This is a genomic window from Methylobacterium sp. J-072 (genome assembly GCF_022829425.1).
GTDB lineage: Bacteria > Pseudomonadota > Alphaproteobacteria > Rhizobiales > Beijerinckiaceae > Methylobacterium.
In genome coordinates, this window is record NZ_JAKSYK010000172.1 from 74,640 (window position 1) to 93,735 (window position 19,096).

At 69.9% G+C, this 19,096-nt stretch carries 18 protein-coding genes and 1 pseudogene; 11 read left to right on the forward strand and 8 right to left on the reverse strand.

The genetic code is table 11. From position 1 onward, the window contains the following. Positions 1–20: 20 nt before the first annotated feature. A pseudogene (locus tag MKK67_RS19815) lies at positions 21–1,112 on the forward strand (calcium:proton antiporter). On the opposite strand, the gene MKK67_RS19820 reads toward MKK67_RS19815, so the two are convergent. Together MKK67_RS19820 and MKK67_RS19825 are read right to left on the reverse strand one after the other, a co-directional pair. Then, complete coding sequence (locus MKK67_RS19820; RefSeq protein WP_243968582.1) at positions 1,113–1,850, reverse strand: FAD-binding oxidoreductase; 738 nt, start codon at positions 1,848–1,850, stop codon at positions 1,113–1,115. It lies immediately after the preceding pseudogene. Then, positions 1,825–2,430, reverse strand: coding sequence for a sulfite oxidase-like oxidoreductase (locus MKK67_RS19825; protein ID WP_243968584.1), 606 nt, complete (start codon positions 2,428–2,430; stop codon positions 1,825–1,827). The genes MKK67_RS19820 and MKK67_RS19825 overlap by 26 nt, the downstream gene beginning before the upstream one ends. Before the next feature lie 149 nt (positions 2,431–2,579). Between MKK67_RS19825 and MKK67_RS19830 the strand changes: the two genes are divergently transcribed. Beyond that, positions 2,580–2,882: a hypothetical protein gene (locus tag MKK67_RS19830; protein ID WP_243968586.1), complete on the forward strand. Its 303-nt coding sequence runs from the start codon at positions 2,580–2,582 to the stop codon at positions 2,880–2,882. Here MKK67_RS19830 and MKK67_RS19835 read toward each other — a convergent pair. The 3 genes from MKK67_RS19835 to MKK67_RS19845 form a co-directional block, all read right to left on the reverse strand. Continuing rightward, entirely contained in the window at positions 2,852–3,820 is a 969-nt protein-coding gene (locus tag MKK67_RS19835; protein ID WP_243968588.1) for a DMT family transporter, read from the reverse strand. The genes MKK67_RS19830 and MKK67_RS19835 overlap by 31 nt on opposite strands. After that, complete coding sequence (infA, locus tag MKK67_RS19840) at positions 3,817–4,092, reverse strand: translation initiation factor IF-1 (RefSeq protein ID WP_007561169.1); 276 nt, start codon at positions 4,090–4,092, stop codon at positions 3,817–3,819. The genes MKK67_RS19835 and infA overlap by 4 nt, the downstream gene beginning before the upstream one ends. Before the next feature lie 309 nt (positions 4,093–4,401). Beyond that, complete coding sequence (locus MKK67_RS19845) at positions 4,402–5,544, reverse strand: branched-chain amino acid ABC transporter substrate-binding protein (protein ID WP_243968590.1); 1,143 nt, start codon at positions 5,542–5,544, stop codon at positions 4,402–4,404. Between the two features lie 231 nt (positions 5,545–5,775). On the opposite strand from MKK67_RS19845, the gene MKK67_RS19850 reads away from it, so the two are divergent. From MKK67_RS19850 to MKK67_RS19860, 3 genes are all read left to right on the forward strand, one after another. Continuing rightward, positions 5,776–6,981, forward strand: coding sequence for an amino acid aminotransferase (locus MKK67_RS19850; RefSeq protein ID WP_243968592.1), 1,206 nt, complete (start codon positions 5,776–5,778; stop codon positions 6,979–6,981). Positions 6,982–6,985: 4 nt separating this feature from the next. Then, positions 6,986–8,023 (forward strand): hydroxyacid dehydrogenase, encoded by a 1,038-nt coding sequence (locus tag MKK67_RS19855; protein WP_243968595.1) that lies wholly within the window; start codon positions 6,986–6,988, stop codon positions 8,021–8,023. 286 nt (positions 8,024–8,309) lie between these two features. Next, positions 8,310–10,421, forward strand: coding sequence for a TonB-dependent siderophore receptor (locus MKK67_RS19860; RefSeq protein WP_243968597.1), 2,112 nt, complete (start codon positions 8,310–8,312; stop codon positions 10,419–10,421). Between the two features lie 12 nt (positions 10,422–10,433). On the opposite strand, the gene MKK67_RS19865 is transcribed toward MKK67_RS19860, so the two are convergent. From MKK67_RS19865 to MKK67_RS19875, 3 genes are all read right to left on the reverse strand, one after another. Continuing rightward, a complete protein-coding gene (locus MKK67_RS19865; protein ID WP_243968599.1) occupies positions 10,434–11,231 on the reverse strand; it encodes a hydroxypyruvate isomerase family protein in 798 nt (265 codons plus the stop codon). A gap of 3 nt (positions 11,232–11,234) precedes the next feature. Beyond that, the gene (locus tag MKK67_RS19870) at positions 11,235–11,906 is read right to left on the reverse strand and encodes an aspartate/glutamate racemase family protein (protein ID WP_243968601.1); all 672 of its coding nucleotides are present in this window, start codon (positions 11,904–11,906) and stop codon (positions 11,235–11,237) included. A 107-nt stretch (positions 11,907–12,013) separates the two neighbouring features. Then, on the reverse strand, positions 12,014–13,030 hold the full coding sequence (locus MKK67_RS19875; protein WP_243968603.1) for a LacI family DNA-binding transcriptional regulator: 1,017 nt from the start codon (positions 13,028–13,030) through the stop codon (positions 12,014–12,016). A 184-nt stretch (positions 13,031–13,214) separates the two neighbouring features. Between MKK67_RS19875 and MKK67_RS19880 the strand changes: the two genes are divergently transcribed. The 6 genes from MKK67_RS19880 to MKK67_RS19905 all read left to right on the forward strand — a co-directional run. Further along, on the forward strand, positions 13,215–14,522 hold the full coding sequence (locus tag MKK67_RS19880) for an alpha-hydroxy acid oxidase (protein WP_243968605.1): 1,308 nt from the start codon (positions 13,215–13,217) through the stop codon (positions 14,520–14,522). Positions 14,523–14,535: 13 nt separating this feature from the next. Then, positions 14,536–15,597, forward strand: a complete 1,062-nt coding sequence (locus MKK67_RS19885) for a lactonase family protein (protein ID WP_243968607.1) — start codon at positions 14,536–14,538, stop codon at positions 15,595–15,597. 40 nt (positions 15,598–15,637) lie between these two features. Beyond that, positions 15,638–16,933 carry an MFS transporter gene (locus MKK67_RS19890; RefSeq protein WP_243968609.1) on the forward strand — a complete coding sequence of 432 codons (1,296 nt, stop codon included), beginning with the start codon at positions 15,638–15,640 and terminating at the stop codon, positions 16,931–16,933. 16 nt (positions 16,934–16,949) lie between these two features. Next, complete coding sequence (locus MKK67_RS19895; protein ID WP_243968610.1) at positions 16,950–17,789, forward strand: NAD-dependent epimerase/dehydratase family protein; 840 nt, start codon at positions 16,950–16,952, stop codon at positions 17,787–17,789. A 29-nt stretch (positions 17,790–17,818) separates the two neighbouring features. Then, on the forward strand, positions 17,819–18,520 hold the full coding sequence (locus tag MKK67_RS19900; RefSeq protein WP_279601728.1) for a substrate-binding domain-containing protein: 702 nt from the start codon (positions 17,819–17,821) through the stop codon (positions 18,518–18,520). A 145-nt stretch (positions 18,521–18,665) separates the two neighbouring features. Beyond that, positions 18,666–19,096, forward strand: a 431-nt coding sequence (locus MKK67_RS19905; protein ID WP_243968615.1) for an MFS transporter, incomplete at its 3' end; no start/stop codon positions are given.

The window sequence follows — 19,096 nt, forward strand, 5'->3', positions numbered from 1 at the left end:
GACCGGAGATGACCAAGACCATGACGGGAGCCCTGCGGCTGGCGGTGGCGTGGGCGACGGTGCTCGCCTTCGCGTGGTTCGGAAAGACCTGGCTCGGCGACCTGGCACAGCCCTGGTTCGCGGGCGGCCTGTTCGCTTGACTGCTCGCGGTGATCGTCTGGTCGGCCTTCGGGGTCGTGCACGAGGCGGAGGATCTGGCCCATCGGCTGGGCGAGCCACTGGGCACCCTGGTGCTCACGCTGTCCATCGTGATCATCGAGGTGGCGCTGATCTCGGCCGTGATGCTCTCGGCCAAGGAGGCGCCGACGCTGGGCCGCGACACGATGTTCGCCGTGCTGATGATCGTGCTGAACGGCGTGGTCGGCCTCGGGCTCCTGGTCGGTGGCCTGCGCCATCACCAGCAGAGCTACAACCTGCAGGGGGCCTCGGCCTTCCTGTCGGTGATCATCCCGCTGACCACCATCGCGCTGATCATCCCGAACTTCACCAGCTCGACCGCCGACGGCACCCTGACGACCCTCCAGGCGGTCACCTTCTCGGTCTTCACCCTGGCGCTCTACGGCGTATTCCTGTTGATCCAGACCAGCCGCCACAGCGACTTTTTCCAGGATTCCGAGGTCGAGGCGGAAGCCGGGTCCGGCGCGGGTTCGACCTCGGGCGGTGGGATCGCCAAACACGTCGTCCTGCTGCTCGCCAACGTCGTGCCGATCGTGCTGCTGGCGAAAAGCCTGGCGGCGATCCTCGATCACGGCATCGCGGCTCTGGGCGCGCCCTCCGCCCTCGGCGGCGTGCTGATCGCCGCCATCGTGTTCACCCCGGAGGCGATCTCGGCGCTGAAGGCCATCGCCCGCAACGAGTTGCAGAGGGCGATCAACCTGTGCCTGGGGGCGGCCACCTCGACGGTGGGCCTCACCGTCCCGGCGATCCTCACCATCGGCCTCCTCACCGGCCAGACCGTCGTGCTCGGCCTCAAGCCCACCGAGATGACGCTGCTCGCCGTGACGCTGATCCTGAGCATGCAGACCTTCTCGGGCCTGCGCACGACAGTGCTGGAGGGGGCGGTGCACCTCGTGGTCTTCTTCGTCTACCTCGTGCTGATCTTCAGCCCTTGATCAGCTGCCGAAGCGCTCGGTGCGGATCACCCCCGCCGGGACGCCCGCCGCCAGGATCAGGTCCGAGGCGGCGCCGACGAAGCGGTTCGAGCCGCAGAGGAAGACCTTTTCGGGTTGGCCGATCCGCGCCAGGGCGCCGGCCACCAGGGCGGCGTCGATCCGCCGGCCGCCAGCATCTCGGGTGGTGGTGAGGTGCAGGGAGAATCCCGAGCCGTCTCCGGCGAGCCGCTCCAGTTCGGGCAGCGCGATCGCCTCCGCGCGGGTGCGGGCGGAGTAGATCAGGGCCGCCGGGATTTCCGGGGCGACCTGCGCGCGCCGGCGCAGCATCGCCAGCAGCGGCACCACGCCGGAGCCGCCGGCACCCAGCAGCAGCGGGCCGCCATCCGGACCGTCCCAGGAGAAGGAGCCGCCGATCGGCCCGCGCAGCTCGACCCGATCGCCGATTTCGGCGGCTTGCGAGAACCAGCCCGAGACCTCGCCGTCCGGCAGCGCCTCGACCATCAGCTCGAGGGTGCCGCTGCCGTCCGGCGCCGAGGCGATCGAGTAGCTGCGCTGGGCCTGGTAGCCGTCCTCGGCGGTCAGGCGGACATCGACATGCTGGCCGGCGCGGTAGCTCTGGGCGAGTTCGGAGCGCAGCCGAAAACTCTTCACCTGCGGGGTGACGGGCGCGATCGCGGTGATCTCGGCCTGGTGCCAGCGGAAGACGATTGGCTCAGTCACCGGTGTAGCGCTGCTCACGCCAGGGATCCCCGTACATGTGGTAGCCGCGCAGCTCCCAGAAGCCGGCGGTATCGGTCTGGGTGAAGCGCAGGCCCTTCACCCATTTGGCGCTTTTCCAGAAATACAGGTGCGGCACCAGCAGCCGCGCTGGGCCGCCATGGTCCGGATGGATCGGCTGGCCGGCATAGCGGGTCGCCACCATGGCGCGGCCGTTTACGAGGTCGGCCACCGGCACGTTGGTGGTGTAATCGTCGTAGGATTCCGCCAGCAGGAAGCCGGTCGGCGCCGTGATGCCGGCATCGGCCAGCAGGTCGTCGAAGCTCACGCCCTCCCAGGCGGTGTCGAACTTCGACCACTTGGTGACGCAGTGGATGTCCCCCTGCCAGGTGGTGCGGGGCAGCGCCTCGAACTCGTCCCAGTTCCATGCCTTGATCGGCCGCGAGCCCTCGCGCAGCGTGAACCGCCAGGTGGCGCGATCCACGGTCGGGTTGGGGCCGATCTGGAGGATCGGGAAGTCGTCGGTGAGATATTGGCCGGGCGGGATCCGCGCGCCGGTCTCGGGCGGCTGCCTGCGCCCGACGAAGCCCCGTGTCACCATGCCGGCCTCCGCTTTGTCGCTCTCGCCCGGGTTTGGTGCGTCGGAACACCCCACGTCAAGTCGGGATGTGCGGCCGAACAAACGCCCCAAAGCTGGGATGTGGTAGTCAGCCTATCCCGGACCGAATCGCACCCATCAGGGGGAATGTCATGAAGTACCTTCTCGCGACGAGCCTCATCGTCGGGAGCCTCGCCACCCTCGCGCCGGCCGCCCAGGCCCGTGACGGGATCGGCGCCGGCGGCGCGGCTGCCCTCGGCGTGCTCGGCGGCCTCGCGGTCGGCGGCGCCATCGCGTCGTCCAACAACGGCTACTATCCCGGCCGCCCGGTCTATCGCGCCCCGCCCCCGGTCTACGTGGAAGAGGATTACGGTCCGGTCTGCCACTTCGAGCGCCGCCGCACCGTCGATCCCTACGGCGACGTCTACATCCGGCGCGTGCGCGTCTGCGAATAAGCGGCGTCAGAGGTCGCCTCGGCGGCGAGCGCCGGCTTCAGACGCTCGGCACAGGCGATCCCCCCAAGCACGAGAGCCAGGGCGACCGCCTGAATCGCCCCGAACGGCTCGCCGACCAGCAGGACGGCGAGGCCCGCGCCGAAGATCGGCACGAGGTTGACGAACAGGCCGGCCCGGTTCGGGCCGATCAGTTCGACCCCGCGCATGAAGAACAATTGCGCCAGCAGCGACGGCCCCAGGCCGACGAAGGCCACCATCGCCCAGCCCTCAGGCCCCGGCCAGACCGCATGACCGGTGGCCCACTCCACGGCGAGCGGCGGCAGCGAGGTCACGAAGGCGGCGATCGCCATGGCGGCGAAGAACGCCAGGGCCGAGACTTTCGGGCGCGTCGGCAGAAAGATCGTGTAGCCCGCGTAGAGCAAGCAGGCCCCGAACACGAGCACGTCGCCGCGGTTGAAATCGAGGCGGGTCAGCACCGTCCAGTCGCCGTGGGTCGCCGCGATGCCGGCCCCGATCAGGGTCAGGACCACGCCGAGCATCTGCCCGAGGGTGACCGGCACCCGGTAGGCGAGGCGGTTGAGCACGATCACCAGGACCGGGATCGCCCCCTGGAACAGGGCCAGGTTGACCGCGCCGGTATGGACGCCGGCGGCATAGAACAGACAGTTGAACGCGGTGTAGCCGAGGCCGCCCATCAGCAGGATGCGCAGCCAGTGCGGGCGCAGGAGCGGCCATTCCGCCGAGAGCTTGCGGGCCGCAAACGGCGCGAGCACCGTGCAGGCCACCGCCCAGCGCAACGTGGTGATCACCTGCGGCGAGATATGGCCCGGCGCCCAACGGCTGGTGACGGCGTTCCCCGCCCAGAGCAGCGCCGTGAGGGTGAGAAGCAGATAGGCCGGCGCGACCGAGGAGACCCGGGTCGCGCGCACGGGCCTCAACGGCGGCGGAACTGACCGCCCCGCACCTGCGGACGCGGACCCGCGGAGCGCTCGTCCTTGTGCCGGAACACGAGACGGCCCTTCTCGAGATCGTAGGGCGACATCTCGACCGTGACCCGGTCGCCGGCCAGCGTCTTGATGCGGTTCTTCTTCATCTTGCCGGCCGTGTAGGCCACGATCTCGTGGCCCTGGTCGAGCTGCACGCGGTAGCGCGCGTCCGGCAGGATCTCGATCACGAGACCGTCGAACTGCATCAATTCTTCTTTCGCCATGCACCTTCTCCAGTCGGACCGTCCGGCAGCAGGCGTTCCGGCAAAACTTCTACGGCTGTCATCAAGCTCGGGAAACGCCGCAGGGCGCGGATCCGATCCGACGGACGGTCCGCGCCTGCTGAGCGACGCCGCCCGCATTTAGTCGTCGCACGATCCCGCTGCAAGTCACGCTGCGCGCATCACACGGGATATCGGGCCCTGAATGACGCGCGCGGACCCTGATTTGACGCCAACTTTCGCGAGAGCACGGCCATCTTCGGGGGGACATTCAGCAAAACATCCTGAAGGATGGATTGGGTCGGCTCGGTTTCACGGCCCGGAGATGTCGTTGCCGGCGTAATCGAGGCGCCCGTCGGGCGTCCGGCGCCAGACCCGCACCGTGACGGCGCCGGACGCCCGGTCGCCGCGCTCGTCGAAGCCGACCGGCCCGAGGATCGTGCGCACCGGCTGGGTGCCATGCAGCGCTTCGGCCACTTTGCGGCCGTCCGGGATGCGCCCGGCCTTCGGATCCGCCCCGCGGGCGCGCTCCAGCGCCTGGGCGAGAATCTCCACCGCCGCGTAGCCCGAGGCCGCCACGCTCTCGGCCTCGGCACTGCGCGCCGGTGCCTTGCCGCCCTTCGGCTCGGGCAGGCGCGGCGGATCGGGCGGCAGGGTCATCACGGTCCCCTCCCCGGCCGGACCGGCGATGGCCGCGAAGGCGGGATCGAGGATGCCGTCGCTCGCCACCAGCGGCGCGGCGATGCCGGCCTCGCGCAGGGCGCGGACGAGCGTGGCGGCCTCCGGGGCGAGGCCGCCGAAATACACCGCCTCCACCCGGGCCGCCTTCAGCCGTCCGACGAGATCGGAGAGGTCGCGGGTGCCGCGCGGAAAGCCGTCGAACAACACCTCCGGGGTGCCGGCCTCCTTGAATTGCGCCGCCACCGCCTCGGCGAGGCCGCGCCCGTAGGTCGAGCGGTCGTTGAGAATGGCGACCCGTCGCCCGGCGAACGCCTTGGCCAGATAGCTCCCCGCCGCCCGCCCCTGCTGGGTGTCGCTCGGAGCCAGCCGGAACAGGGTCCCGAAGCCGCGGCCGGTCAGGGGCGCGTAGGTGGCGCCCGGCGCGATCATCACGGCGCCGGCCTCTTCGTAGACGGGCGCCGCCGCGGCGACCGCCCCGGATTCGAACGGTCCGATCACGAAGCGCACGCCGTCGGCCGTGAATCTCTTTGCCGTGGCGACAGCCTGTCTGGCCTCGCCGGCATCATCCACCGGCACGAGGGCGAATTTCGGCCGCCCGCCGCCGGCCCGGTTGAGATCGGCCACCGCCTGCTCGGCGCCTTGACGAAGCCCCTGTCCGTAGGCGGCATCCGGCCCCGAGAGCGGCGCCGACAGGCCGATCCGCACGGGCGCCTGCGCGGCGGCGGGTGCCGCGAACAGGAGGCCGGCAACGATCGGGGCGAGACTGTGCTTCATCCGCACACGTTAGGGTCGGTCGGGCCGGGCGAAAAGCGCGCATCGGCGTCTTCGCGGACGCGGATGCGGTTTCAGAAGCCGTTGATCGTTGAGCGGATCGGGATGCTGCCGCGCGCGGAAGCGCTGGCGGGCGGACGCGATGTGGGAAATAAGGGCGTCGGCCGGCCCGCGACTTTGGATAGACCCGCCCGCTCGCGCCGCATCGAAGACCCTCTGGGACGATTGACGATCATGACCTCGCTGTTCGCCGGCATCCAGGACGCGCCGCTCGACCCGATCATGCGCCTGTTCGAGGCCTTCAACGCAGACACGAGCACGAAAAAGCTCAACCTCGTGGTCGGCGTCTACACGGATGCCGACGGCAAGGTGCCGCGCCTGCGCGCCGTGCAGACCGCCGAGAAGCGCTGGATCGAGAAGGGCCTGCCGAAGACCTACCGGCCGATCGAGGGCACCAAGCCGTTCCGCGATGCGGTTCAGGCCCTGCTGTTCGGCGAGGGCGCCCCGATCTTGAAGCAGAACCGCACCGCCACGCTCCAGAGCATCGGCGGCACCGGCGCTCTGAAGACCGGCGCGGACGTGCTGGCCCGGCTGAAGCCCGGCGCCACCGTGGCGGTGAGCAACCCGAGCTGGGAGAACCACAAAGCGCTGTTCACCCAGGCCGGCTTCACGGTCGTCGACTATCCGTACTTCTCGGCTGAGACCGGCGGCGCCGATTACCCGGCGATGCGCGCCTATCTGCAAAAGCTGCCGAAGGGCTCGATCGTGGTGCTGCACGCCTGCTGCCACAACCCGACCGGCGCCGACCTGACGCCCGACGAGTGGAGCGACCTCGCGCCTCTGCTGGCTGAGCGCGGCCTGATCCCGTTCCTCGACATCGCCTACCAGGGTTTTGGCGACGGCCTCGACGCGGACGCCGCGCCGGTGCGGTTGTTCGCCGAAACGGGCCAGGAATTCCTCATCGCCTCGTCGTTCTCGAAGTCGTTCTCGCTCTACGGCGAGCGCGTCGGCGCGTTGACGATCGTGGCCGAGACCCCGGCGATGAAGACCAAGGTCGAGTCCCTGGCCAAGCGGCTGGTGCGGGCAAGTTACTCGAACCCGCTGACCCATGGCGCGGCCATCGTCGAGATGGTGCTGACCGATCCGGAGCTGCGGGCCGACTGGGAGCGGGAATTGGCTGAGATGCGCGAGCGGATCCGCGCCATGCGGGTGCGCATGGCCGACAGCCTGCAGCAGCGCCATCCCGAACGCGGCTTCGACGCGATCAAGGCGCAGAAGGGCATGTTCTCCTACACGGGCCTGACCCCCGCGGAAGCCACGCGCCTGCGCGAGGAGCACGAGGTCTACGCCCTGGAGACCGGCCGGATCTGCGTGGCGGCGGTCAACACCCACAACATCGACCACGTGGTCGATGCGATCGACGCCGTCGTGAAAGGCTGACCCGATGGCGGCCCTCAAGCGCGTCTGCCGGTTCAATCTCTGGATCAACCCGGTCTTCGACGCGCGGCTGAGGGCCGAACCCGACATCGACCTGCAGGTCGGCGACTTGCAGGGCCCGGCGGAAACGCTCGAGGCCCAGCTGGCGCAGGCCCATGTCTTCCACGTCTCCCCGGCCCGGGACGAGCTGCCCCGCCGCTGGCACGTGACGGACGAACTGCTGGCCGGCTGCCCGAACCTGCTCGCGGTCTCCTCGGGCGGGGCGGGCTTCGACACGGTGGACGCGGCCGCCTGCACCCGGGCCGGAATCGCCGTGGTCAACCAGGTCGGCGGCAATGCCCGCTCAGTGGCGGAGCTGGCGATCGGCCTGATGCTGGCCGTCTCCCGCAAGATCTGCGTCTCGGACCGGCTGCTGCGGACCGCGCGCGGCTTCTCCCGGGAATCGCTGATGGGCCACGAGATCGGCGGCGCGACGCTGGGTCTCGTCGGCATCGGCCATACCGGCCGCGAGGTGGCCAAGCTCGCCCGCGGCTTCGACATGCGGGTCCTGGCCTATGACCCGCTGCTCTCGGCCGACGAGATTCGGGCGCGGGGCGCCGAGCCGGTGGACCGGGCGCGGCTGCTTGCGGAGGCCGACATCGTCTCCCTGCACTGCCCGCTCGACGCCACGACCCGCGGCAGCTTCGACGCCAAAACCTTTGCGGCGATGAAGCCCGGCGCGCTGTTCATCACCACGGCGCGCGGCGGCGTGCACGACGAGGGGGCGCTCGCCGAAGCCCTGGCCTCCGGCCATCTCGCGGGGGCCGGCCTCGATGTCTGGGCGCCCGAGCCGCCGCCCCTGGATTCGGCGCTGCTCAGGCTCGACACTGTGGTGGCGACCTACCACACCGCCGGCGTCACCCATGAGGCGCGCCGCAACGTGGCCTCCTGGGGCGCCGAGCAGATCATCGGCCTCCTGCGGGGCGAGACCCCGCCGCGGCTCGTCAACCCGGAGGTCTGGCCAGCGGTGCTGGAGCGCCGGGCACGGCTGCTCGGCACTGCGTAGCGGAGCCGCACCCGCGAAACCGGTCTGAATCAGCTGGCAAGAATGTTGCCGGGCGGCAACAGGTCGAAGATGCCGTGGAGCAGCTTCGAGTCTTCGTAAGCTAATCCGCAGCCAGATCGAAATCATTCCAAGTTTTGCGCCGCGCGGGCTTCGCTCGGCAAGCTTGACCCTACCGGTCCCACTCCACCATCTCGGCGGCCTCGATGTAGCGTGGCCTGAGCACGTGGCGAAAAATTCTTCTCAATCCGGATCGAATACTTCCTATTCGATACTCGCGGTTGCCGTCTTGGCCTTTTTTGTCGGACATGGCCCACTCCTCAACTTGGACTGCGCCTGGGCGAAACCTGCATCCGATCCGAATCAGGAAGTCATTCTTGAGGAGCTCTCCGTCACCGGCCAGGGTAGCGCCTCCCAGGCCCCGGAGGGCTACGCCCCGTCACGGAGCGTCAGCGCCACCCGCACCGACACGCCGCTGCGTGATGTCCCGCAGACGGTGGTGCCGGTGCCCCGGCAGGTGCTGGAGGACGCCGCGGCCACGCGGATCGACACCGCCCTCGACCTGGCCGGCGTCGGCCGCTCCAACAATTTCGGCGGCCTGGGCCTGACCGAAGTCACGATCCGCGGCTTCTCCGTGTTCGATTACTATCGCAACGGCTTCCCGATCAATCGCGGCTACCCGAACACGCCCGATGTCGTGGCGATCGAGCGGATCGAGGTGCTCAAGGGGCCCTCGGCCTTCCTGTACGGCCGGGGCGATCCCGGCGGCACCTTCAACATCGTGACCAAGCAGCCCCTGGCCGAGCGGTCGCTGGCGATCGGGACGCAATACGGCAGCTACGGCGCCAAGCGCAGCACCTTCGACGCCACCGGGGCGCTCGACGCGGACGGCCAAGTGCTCGCCCGCATCAGCGGCGCGGTCGAGGACAACGGCAGTTTTCGCGACTTCGTCAGCGGCGACCGCTACCACGTCGCGCCCGTGATCGCGTGGAAGCCCAGCGCGGACACGACGGTCACCCTGGAAGGCGCCTTTGTCAGCACCGGCACGACCTTCGACCGCGGCATCGTCCCCCTCCAGGGCCGGCTGCGCAACGTGCCGCGTTCCCGCTTTCTGAGCGAACCGGGCCTGCCGCAGAGCGTGGTCCAGGACGCCCTCGGCCAGGTGCGGATCGAGCACCGGTTCGACCCGGATTGGGTGCTCACGGCCGGCGCCCAGGTGCTCGGCGGATCCCTGAAGAGCTGGGGCGTCGGCGCCGCGGCCAACGGCTTCCTGCCGGACGGCCGCACCCTGCGCCGAAACCTGGAATGGCGCGACCTGACCTGGTCGGACACCGATCTGCAGGTCAACCTGGCCGGCAAGTTCGACACCGGCTTCCTGCACCACACGCTGCTGCTCGGCCTCGAATACGACCGCTACCGCTACCGGGAGGTCTTCGATCGGTCGAACGCCGCGCCCTTCCCGTTCCTGCTCGACCTGCTGGCGCCGCGCTACGGCCAGGCGCTGCCGCGCAGCTTGCCCACCATCACCAACTTCCTGCAGCACACCGAGAGCTTCGCCGGCTACGTCCAGGACCAGATCGACATCACGCCCCAGCTGCACGCCCTGGTCGGGGTCCGGGTCGAGGATGTCGGCCAGGACTCGACATCCTACCTCACCAACCGCACCACCAACCTCCAAGGCACGGAGGCGCTGCCGCGCTTCGGCTTGGTCTACGACCTGTCCGACGCGGTCTCGGTCTACGGAAACTACGCGCGCTCGTTCAAGCCCAGCACCACATTGGACCGGCGCGGCCAGCCCCTCGCCTTCGAGGGCGGCGAGGGCTACGAGGCCGGCGTGAAGGTCGGCCTGCTCGACGGGCGCCTGAACGCCACCGCGGCCGTGTTCGACATACGGCGCACCAACGTCCCGACCACGGATCCGCTCGATTCCGCCTTCAGCGTCGCCGCCGGCGTGGTGCAGAGCCGCGGCTTCGATCTCACCGTGGCAGGCGAGCTGGCGCCGGGCCTGCGGCTCATCGGCACCTACACCTCTATCGATGCGGCGGTGGCGCGGGACAACACGCTCCCGGTCGGGACCCGGCTCGCCAACGTCCCGGCCAACAGCCTCGCCCTGCAGGCGGTCTACGAGATCCAGGGCGGCGCCCTGAAGGGGTTCGGCTTCGGGGGCGGGCTGAACGTCGTCGGCCAGCGCGCCGCCGGGACGGCCCTGTCGACCTTCACGATGCCCGCCTACACGGTGGTGAACCTAATCTCGTATTATCAGATCACGCCGGATGTCCGGGTCTACCTCAACGTCGACAACCTGCTCGACGAGACCTACTACGACCGCGCCTTCCAGAACCGCTACGCCACCCCGGGCCAGCCGCGCACCATCCTGGGCGGCGTCGCGGCGCGATTCTGAGGGCCGCCGGCCCTATGCCGAGGCCGCGCGCATCCAGCCGAGGCCGGCCTCGGTGCCGGCGGCTGGGTGGTATTCGCAGCCGATGAAGCCGGCATAGCCCACCGCCTCCAGGGCCTCGACAATCGGGTCGAACGCGATGGTGCCGGTGCCGGGCTCGTGGCGGCCCGGATCGTCGGCGATCTGGACATGGGCGATCAGCGGCGCGTGCGCCCTAATCAGCGCCGCCGGGTCGTGGCCGAGGCAGACGCAGTGATAGGCGTCGAACAGCAGCTTGACGTTGTCCCGGCCGATCGCCCGGATCGCCTCGACGGCCTTGAGCGGGTCGTCGATCACGTAATCGGCGATCGAGCCCGGGCCGATCGGCTCGACGATCACGGTCATGCCGCGGGCCTTGGCGGCGTCGGCCGCGAAGGCGAGGTTGTCGAGATAGGTGGCCCAGAGCCGCGCGGGCTCGGCCCCGGCTGGGCGGACGCCGGCCATCGGATGGACCATGCGGCAGCCGAGCTGCTCCACGTAATCCAGGGTCGGCTCGATGGTGGAGCGGTAAAAGGCGACCTTGTCCGGCAGGGCGGCAGAGCCCTTCTCGCCTTTGGAGGCGTCGCCCGCCGGAAAGCCGGTCTGGACCAGGGGCACGCCGGCCCGTTCGAGCCAGCCCGCGACCTCTGCCGCCGGCGTCGCGAACAGGTTCGGATGCTCCACGGCCCGGAACCCGGCTTTGGCCGCGGCGGCGAACCGCTCGGGCAGGGGCAGTTCCGTGAACAGGAAGCCGCAATGGCCGCTCAGGCGGTCGGAGAAGGCACCGAGCTTCATGGATCAGACCCCCTCAGCCGTCTCGATCATGGCGCGCATCCGGTCCACCGCCGCATGGGGCGCGGTCAGGACCGGGATAGCGACGGCAGCCCGCACCGCCTCGGCCGCCCGGGAGGTCGAGAAATGCGCCAGCATGATCGCGTCGCAATCGGCCAGTTCGGGCGCCCGCTCGGCGATGAGCCGGTTGTGGGTCTCGGCGTCGCCGGCACGCAGGCGGGCCATGGCGTCGTCGACGAGGATCGTGCGCAGGGTCGCGGGCCGCCCGGCCTGGCCGACGAACTCCTCGAACTCGTCGGTCATGGTGCCGATCGAGGGGCCGAAGGTCGCCAGCATGCCGATGCGTTGCCCTTGCGCGATGGCAGCGCGGAACATCGCCTCGTTCGGCTTGAGCACCGGCACCGGCACGGTCTCGATCAGCCGGTCGATGGCCGGCCCGAAGGCCGAGCAGGTGATCAGGATGCCGTCGGCGCCCATGTCGTGGCCGTAGCGCCCGAACCGGACGAACCGGTCGATCATGCCCTCGGAGATCTCGCCCGGCTCCTTGGCCCGGTCGAGGGACAGACCGTCATCCAGCAGGTTGACCGTCTCGGCCTCGGGCCAGCGCTCCTTGAAGGCCGATTGGATCGGAGCCATCGCGACCGGCGTCGCGTGCAAGAGGACGATGCGGGGGGCCATGCTGTCTCCCGGGATGTGGCGCGGTTCGACGTCCGGTCGCCGTTCAGCGTCTTGTAAGCGATTTCAAAGCGGTGGCAAGATATCGCCGATCCGCTTCGGTCACGGGCCTATCTTCGCGGCGGCGCCGTGCTGGCGCGCAGGATCAGCTCGGCGTCGATCTGGGTGAGGCGCACCACCGGCCGACCCTGCAACCGGGCGATCAGATGATCCCCAGCGGCGTGGCCGATCTCGGCGGAATGGATCCGGATGGTGGTCAGCGCCGGATCGAGGAAGGGCGCGATGTCGGAATCGTTGTGGCCGATCACAGAGAGGTCGCCGGGCACGTCGAGCCCCCGGGCCCGGGCCTCGATCATGGCGCCGAAGGCGATCTGGTCGGTGCCGCAGATGATCGCGGTGGGCGGCGGCCCCCCGGCCAGCATCTGGCGGAAGCCGTCGCGTCCGCCGCCGATGCCGTAGGAGATCTCGATGTCGTGCTCCGGGGCGAGCGTCAGGCCGCGCGCCGCCAGCGCCTGGGCGATGCCGGTGACGCGGGCGCCGCCGCGGTCGTTGTCCTTGCGCAAGCCGGAAATCACCCCGATGCGGCGATGGCCGAGATCGATCAGGTAATTCGCCGCCCGGGCCGCGGAGGCGGCGTTGTCGAAGCCGACGCAGGGGCGCTCGCGCGACAGGCTGAAGGTCTGCACCATCGGGATGCCGTGCCGGGCGATGCGGGTATGGAGATCCGGGTGGTGAATGTCGCCGACCAGCATCAACCCGTCGACGCCGCGCTCCAGCAGGAAAGTCGCCTCGCGCAGCTCGTCCTCGAGGTCGTAGCCGGCATTGGCTGCGACCAGCGTGTAGCCCGCCTGGCGCAGCCGCTCCTGGAAGCTCGACAGGACGCGCACGAACGCCTCGTTCTCGATGTTGGGCACCACCGCGCCCACCGCCATGAACCGGCGGGTCGAGAGCGCCCGGGCGGCGCCGTTGGCGACGAAGCCGAGATCCTGTGCCGCCCGCATCACGGCCTCGCGCTTGTCGGCCCGGACCCCGGCCGAGCCGTTCAAGACCCGGGACACCGTCGCGGTTGAGACCCCGGCGCGATGGGCCACGTCCCGCGCCACCGGGCTGCGCGCGAGCGGTTCCAAAATCTCTCCCGGCACGTCCAGCACTGAAATCCGACTCTCCTTGGCGAACCCTGCCCGCATCGCTGTGCCCGGCGCGGACCGGCAGTATATTGACACCACCGGGCGAGGCTGGCTATCTGAAAGCGCTTTCAAAAAATTGTCCAGCCGGGGGGATCCAGGCTCGGCGGAATTTAGGGAGGAACGGATGGCGACGTTCGACCAACCGGCCTCCGGCCCGGAGGCGACGGAGCGCGACTCGGCCATTGTGGACCAGGCCGATGCCGAGGCGCCCGGCATTGCCGGCCCGCAGGCTCTCGTCACCAGTCTCAAGCGCAGCGACGCGGTCACGCCCTACCGGTTCCGCGATCTGCTGGCGCTCGACGATTTCGAGCGCCACGCCCGCCGGCTGCTGCCGCACATGATCTTCCAGTACGTGGCCGGCGGCGCCGAGACCGGGGCGGCGCTCGCCCATAGCCGCGGCGCCTATGCCGATTACGCGCTGGTGCCGCGTCTGATGCGCGACACCTCGGGGCGCGACACCGCCACCGAGCTGTTCGGCCACACCTACGCGGCGCCCTTCGGGATCGGGCCCCTCGGCGGGGCAGCGTTCATCGCCTATCGCGGCGACATCGTCCTGGCCGAGGCGGCCCGGCGGATGAACCTGCCGATGATCCTCAGCGCCTCCTCGCTGATCAAGCTGGAGGATGTCTACGCCCAGAACCCGCAGGCCTGGTTCCAGGGCTATCTGCCCGGCGACCAGACCCGGATCGACCGCCTGCTCGACCGGGTCGCGGCCACCGGCTACCGGACCTTCGTAGTGACCGCCGATACCCCGACGCTCGGCAACCGCGAGCACAACACCCGCAGCGGCTTCTCGATGCCGATCAAGGTCACGCCCAAGGTCGCGTGGCAGAGCGCGACCCACCCGCGCTGGCTGCTGGGCACCGTGGCCCGGACCTTCCTTAAGCACGGCGCCCCGCATTTCGAGAACACCGAGGCCGAGCGCGGGCCGCCTATGATGTCGCAAGGGGCGGTGCGCAACACCATCGCCCGGGACCAGCTCTCGTGGAAGAACCTGGAGGCGATCCGCAAGCGCTGGTCCGGCAACCTCCTCGTGAAGGGGCTCCTCGCCCCGGAGGATGTCGAGATCGCGAAAGGCTGCGGCGCCGACGGCGTCATCCTGTCGACCCATGGCGGCCGCCAGCTCGACCACGCCATCGCGCCCCTCGACGTGCTGCCGGAGATCGCCGCCAAGAAGGGCAGCCTGAAGATCATCGTCGACAGCGGCATCCGCCGCGGCACCGACGTGATGAAGGCGCTGGCGCTCGGCGCCGACTTCGTCCTGCTCGGCCGGCCGTTCATGTTCGGCGCGGCGCTCGGCGGGGCGGCGGGCGTCGAGCACGCCATGCGGATCCTCAAGGAGGAGCTCAACCGCGACATGGCGCTGATCGGGGTGAACCGCCTGACCGAGCTCAACCCGGATTTCCTGCGCCGCGTCCCGCGGCGAAGCTGACCCGGAGACCGGCATGACCGACGACGCGCCCCGCCCGCCCCTCGGCCTCGCCTTCGTCGGCTGCTTCACCACCGCGCGCCGCCGGGCGCGGGGCCAGGGCATCGACGTTTACCGCGTCGGGGCCGGGCTCGACGACTGGACCCATCTCGGCCGGGTCGACGGGCTGGAGAACCCGTCCTTCCTGGTCGCCGATCCGGCCCGCTTGGTGCTCTACACCGTCCAGGGCGACGGCACGTGGGCCACCGCCTTCGCGGCCGTGCCCGACGGCACCCTGCGCAGCCTCGGCAGCGCCGAGACGGGCGGCACCAACAGCGTCCACCAGGCGCTCGACCCGAGCGGGCGATTCCTGATCGTCGCCAACTACGCCAGCGGCTCGGTCGCGCTGATGCCGCTGCGCCCCGATGGCGGGCTGAAGCCGGCCGCGCAGGTCCTGCCGATGCCGGGCGAGCCCGGCCCGCACCGGACCGAGCAGGCGAGCGCCCATCCGCACCACGTCGTCCTGTCGCCGGACGGAGGCCACGTGCTCGTGCCCGACAAGGGTCTCGACCGGGTCTTCGTCCTCCGCCTCAACGGCGACGAATTGGAAATCGTTTCCGAAGCCGTGCTGCGCCCAGGCGCCGGCCCGCGCCACATCGCGTTCCACCCCGGCGGGGCGCTGGCCTTCCTGGTCAACGAGCTGGATTCCACCGTCGCGACCTGCCGCTGGGATGCGGGATCCGGGACGCTCACGCCGCTCCACCTCGCCCCGACGCTGCCCCCCGACTTCTTCGCTGCCAGCACGGCGGCGGCGATCGTGGTCACGCCCTGCGGCCGCTTCGTCTACGCCTCGAACCGCGGCCAGGACGGGATCGCGCGCTTCCGGGTGGACGGCGACCGCCTCGAACCCGCCGGCTGGACGCCGTCGGGCGGCCGGGACCCGCGCTTCATGACGCTGGCGCCGGACGGGGGCCACCTGCTGGTCGCCAACGAGCAGGGCGACAGCCTGGCCGCGTTCGCCATCGACCCGGGCAGCGGCGACCTCACACCGACGGGCTCACGCCAGAGCCCGAGCCCCTGCACGATCGCGTTCCTATAAAAATACACACCAAAAACATGACGATCCCGGAGGAAGCCCGATGTTTGCCAAACGATACAGGTTTTTGATCGCGACGCTGCTCTTCATCGCCGGGATCATCAACTACATGGACCGCGCCGCGCTCGGCGTGGCCGCGCCCTTCGTCAAGCAGGACCTCAACCTGTCGCCCTCCGAGCTGGGGGTGATCTTCAGCACGTTCTTCTTCGGCTACGCCCTGTTCGCCTTCGTGGGCGGCCAGCTCGCCGACCGCTACGGCCCGCGCAGCGTCTACACCTGGGCGGCGACCTCTTGGTCGGTCCTGTGCATGCTCACCGGCGCGGTGACCGGCTTCGCCCAGATGTTCGTGGTCCGCGCCCTGTTCGGCTTCGCCGAGGGGCCGATGAACTCCACCACGAACCGGACCATCACCACGTGGTTTCCCCGTGAGGAGACGGCGCGGACCATCGGCTTCACCTTCTCGGGCCAGACCGTGGGCAGCGCCATCGCGGCGCCCGTCGTTGGCCTGCTGGCGATCCAGTACGGCTGGCGGGTGGCCTTCGTCGCCATCGGGGCCGTCGGTTTGCTCTGGGTGGTGGCGTGGCGAATGCTCATGACCGACCGGCCCCGGGACAATCCCCGGGTCTCCGCGGAGGAGATCGATCTCGTCGAGCGCAGCCGGTCCGTGTCGCATCTTGCGGCCTCCGACCACGAGCGGTCGTTACGCGGCTACCTGTTCCTGCCGAGCACGCTGTCGCTCGGGCTCGGCATGTTCGCGGTGAACTACACCCTGTACATCTTCCTCTCCTGGCTCCCGAGCTACCTCACCGACGCCCTGCACATGCCGGTGCAGCAGATGGCGTTCGTGGCGTCGATCCCCTGGGCCTGCGGCTTCGTCGGCTATGTCGGCGGCGGCATCGTCGCCGACCTGCTGTACAAGCGCATGGACGACAAGCTGGCCGCGCGGAAGATCACCACGATCGTGCCGCTCGCCATCGCGGGCGTCGCGCTGATCACCGTCAACGCCGCCCCGAACGCCGCGGCGGCGGTCTCGCTGATCGCGCTGGCGGTTCTGATGCTGACGAGCTCGGTGCAATCCTGCTGGGCGACGATCCACGAACTGGTGCCGGAGGCGCGGGTCGGTGGCGTCAGCGGCTTCATCCACCTGCTGAGCAACATTTCGGGCATCATCGGGCCGACCGCTACGGGATTCGCCGTGCAGTATCTCGGCGGCTACGCCAGCGCCTTCGTCATCGCCGCCGTGATCGCGGCCGCCGGCGTCATCGCGATGGCGATCTTCGTGAGGCGCCCGCACAGCCCGCAGGCGGCCCCGCCCCTCAACGCGGTGAAAACCGCCTGATCCCGGAGCGAATCCGATGACCCAACCCACCGACACGACCCCGCGAAAACCCGTCCTGCTGACAGGCGCCTCCGGCGCTCTCGGCCGGGTGCTGACGAAGGCGCTGGGTGCGCAGGGCTGGGCGCTGCGCCTGACCGACCGGGTGCCCTTCCCCGATCCGCTGCCCGAGGGCGCGCGCTTCCAGCTTGCCGACCTGGAGGACGGCCCGGCGATCCTGCGGCTGGCGGAGGGCTGCGGCACGATCCTGCATTTCGGCGGGATCTCGGTGGAGCACCCGTTCGAGACCGTGATCGGCCCGAACATCCGCGGGCTCTACCACGCCTACGAGGCGGCCCGCCGCGAAGGCGCCCGGATGGTGTTCGCCTCCTCGAACCACGCGATCGGCTTCCACGAACGCAGCGAGGTGCTGGACGACGACTGCGCCCTCGCGCCCGACGGCTATTACGGCCTGTCCAAGGCCTATGGCGAGCTGATGGGCGGCCTGTACCGGGACAAGCACGGTGTCGAGAGCGTGTTCCTGCGCATCGGCTCCTGCTTCCCGGAGCCCATCGACGCCCGGATGCTCGCAACCTGGCTGTCCTACGCCGACCTGACCCGGCTGATCACCCGCGCCACCCTGGCCCCGAGCCTCGGGCCGAAGGGCTCGGTGGTGATCTGGGGCGCCTCGAACAACAGCCGCATGACCTGGTGGCGCCGGGACGGCCGCGACGTGATCGGCTGGGCGCCGCAGGACAGCGCCGATGCCTACGCCCCGGTGCTCGAATCCAAGACCAGCGGCAACCCGGTGATCGAGCGCTACCAGGGCGGCGGCTTCACCGCCCTCGACTATTCCCGCGCCGAGCCGCCGGCCCGGTGAGCACAGAACCCGAGACGATGGGAACCGGCATGGCGGACGACCAGCGAGCGACGCGGCTGAAATGCGCCCTGGTGGTGCGGGGCGCCTTCGACGCCCATGTCGTCCCCGCCTTCGAGGCGGCGGGCGGCCGGGCGGCGATCGACTGGGCGCCCACCGCAGTGATCATGAAGGCCCTCGAAGCCGGCGAGACCGCCGACGCGGTGTTCGTGCTCTCCGACGCCATGGACCGGCTGATCGCCGCCGGAAAGGTCGAGCCGGAGACCCGGGTCGACGCGGTCCGCTCCCGCTACGGCATCGCCGTGAAGGCCGGGGCGGCGCATCCCGATATCGGCAGCGTCGAGGCGCTCAAGCGCACGCTCGTCGCGGCGCGCTCCGTCGCCTATTCGCGCACCGGCGCCAGCGGGATCTACTTCGCCGGCCTGCTGCCGCGGCTCGGCCTCGAAGACGCGGTGAACGCCCGGGCGACGATCATCCCGCAGGGTTTTACGGCGGAGAAGCTGGTCTCGGGCGAGGCCGACATCGCGGTCCAGCAGATCAGCGAGCTGATGGTCGTGCCGGGCATCGCGGTGGTCGGGCCGTTCCCGGAGCCGGTGCAAGAGGTCACGACCTTCTCGGCCGCGATCCTGCGCGGCGCCACCGACCGGGACGGCGCCCTGCGGTTCCTGGCCGGGCTGACCACGCCGGAGGCGGCGGAGGCCTACCGCGCCAGCGGTCTCGAGCCGGCTTTCTAAAAGGGGGCGAGACGCCTCCACCGTCATTGCGAGCACCGCGAAGCAAACCCGGGACACGCATCGTTCGGGGATCGCGCGCCGCACCGGGTCGCTTCGCTGGCGATGACCGTCAGCAAAAAACAAACCAAAAAACAACGAGGACACCATGATCGCCAGCGAACAGGACCGGATCGTCCGGCAGGTGTTCTTCAGGCTGATGCCGCTGCTCTTCGTCGGCTACGTCATGGCCTATATCGACCGGATCAACGTCGGTTTCGCCGCCCTGCGGATGAATGCGGATCTCGGCATCGGCCCGGCCGTGTTCGGGCTCGGCGCCGGGATCTTCTTCATCGGCTATTTCATCTTCGAAGTGCCGAGCAACCTGATCCTGGAGAAGGTCGGCGCCCGGCGCTGGATCGCCCGGATCATGATCACCTGGGGCCTGCTCTCGGCCGCCATGATGTTCGTCCAGGGCGCGACCAGCTTCCTGATCCTGCGCTTCCTGCTCGGCGCGGCCGAGGCCGGGTTCTACCCGGGGGTGATCCTGTACCTGACCTACTGGTTTCCGAAGGCGTATCGCGCCCGGATCTTCGGCGC

What these genes read in the sequence shown, in the direction of transcription:
- MKK67_RS19865 (WP_243968599.1), bottom strand. Translation starts at nt 11,231, where the DNA reads ATGAAGCTCGGTGCCTTCTCCGACCGCCTGAGCGGCCATTGCGGCTTC.
- MKK67_RS19880 (WP_243968605.1), top strand. Translation starts at nt 13,215, where the DNA reads ATGGCGACGTTCGACCAACCGGCCTCCGGCCCGGAGGCGACGGAGCGC.
- infA (WP_007561169.1), bottom strand. Translation starts at nt 4,092, where the DNA reads ATGGCGAAAGAAGAATTGATGCAGTTCGACGGTCTCGTGATCGAGATC.
- MKK67_RS19825 (WP_243968584.1), bottom strand. Translation starts at nt 2,430, where the DNA reads ATGGTGACACGGGGCTTCGTCGGGCGCAGGCAGCCGCCCGAGACCGGC.
- MKK67_RS19895 (WP_243968610.1), top strand. Translation starts at nt 16,950, where the DNA reads ATGACCCAACCCACCGACACGACCCCGCGAAAACCCGTCCTGCTGACA.
- MKK67_RS19850 (WP_243968592.1), top strand. Translation starts at nt 5,776, where the DNA reads ATGACCTCGCTGTTCGCCGGCATCCAGGACGCGCCGCTCGACCCGATC.
- MKK67_RS19885 (WP_243968607.1), top strand. Translation starts at nt 14,536, where the DNA reads ATGACCGACGACGCGCCCCGCCCGCCCCTCGGCCTCGCCTTCGTCGGC.
- MKK67_RS19845 (WP_243968590.1), bottom strand. Translation starts at nt 5,544, where the DNA reads ATGAAGCACAGTCTCGCCCCGATCGTTGCCGGCCTCCTGTTCGCGGCA.
- MKK67_RS19855 (WP_243968595.1), top strand. Translation starts at nt 6,986, where the DNA reads ATGGCGGCCCTCAAGCGCGTCTGCCGGTTCAATCTCTGGATCAACCCG.
- MKK67_RS19870 (WP_243968601.1), bottom strand. Translation starts at nt 11,906, where the DNA reads ATGGCCCCCCGCATCGTCCTCTTGCACGCGACGCCGGTCGCGATGGCT.
- MKK67_RS19890 (WP_243968609.1), top strand. Translation starts at nt 15,638, where the DNA reads ATGTTTGCCAAACGATACAGGTTTTTGATCGCGACGCTGCTCTTCATC.
- MKK67_RS19900 (WP_279601728.1), top strand. Translation starts at nt 17,819, where the DNA reads ATGGCGGACGACCAGCGAGCGACGCGGCTGAAATGCGCCCTGGTGGTG.
- MKK67_RS19830 (WP_243968586.1), top strand. Translation starts at nt 2,580, where the DNA reads ATGAAGTACCTTCTCGCGACGAGCCTCATCGTCGGGAGCCTCGCCACC.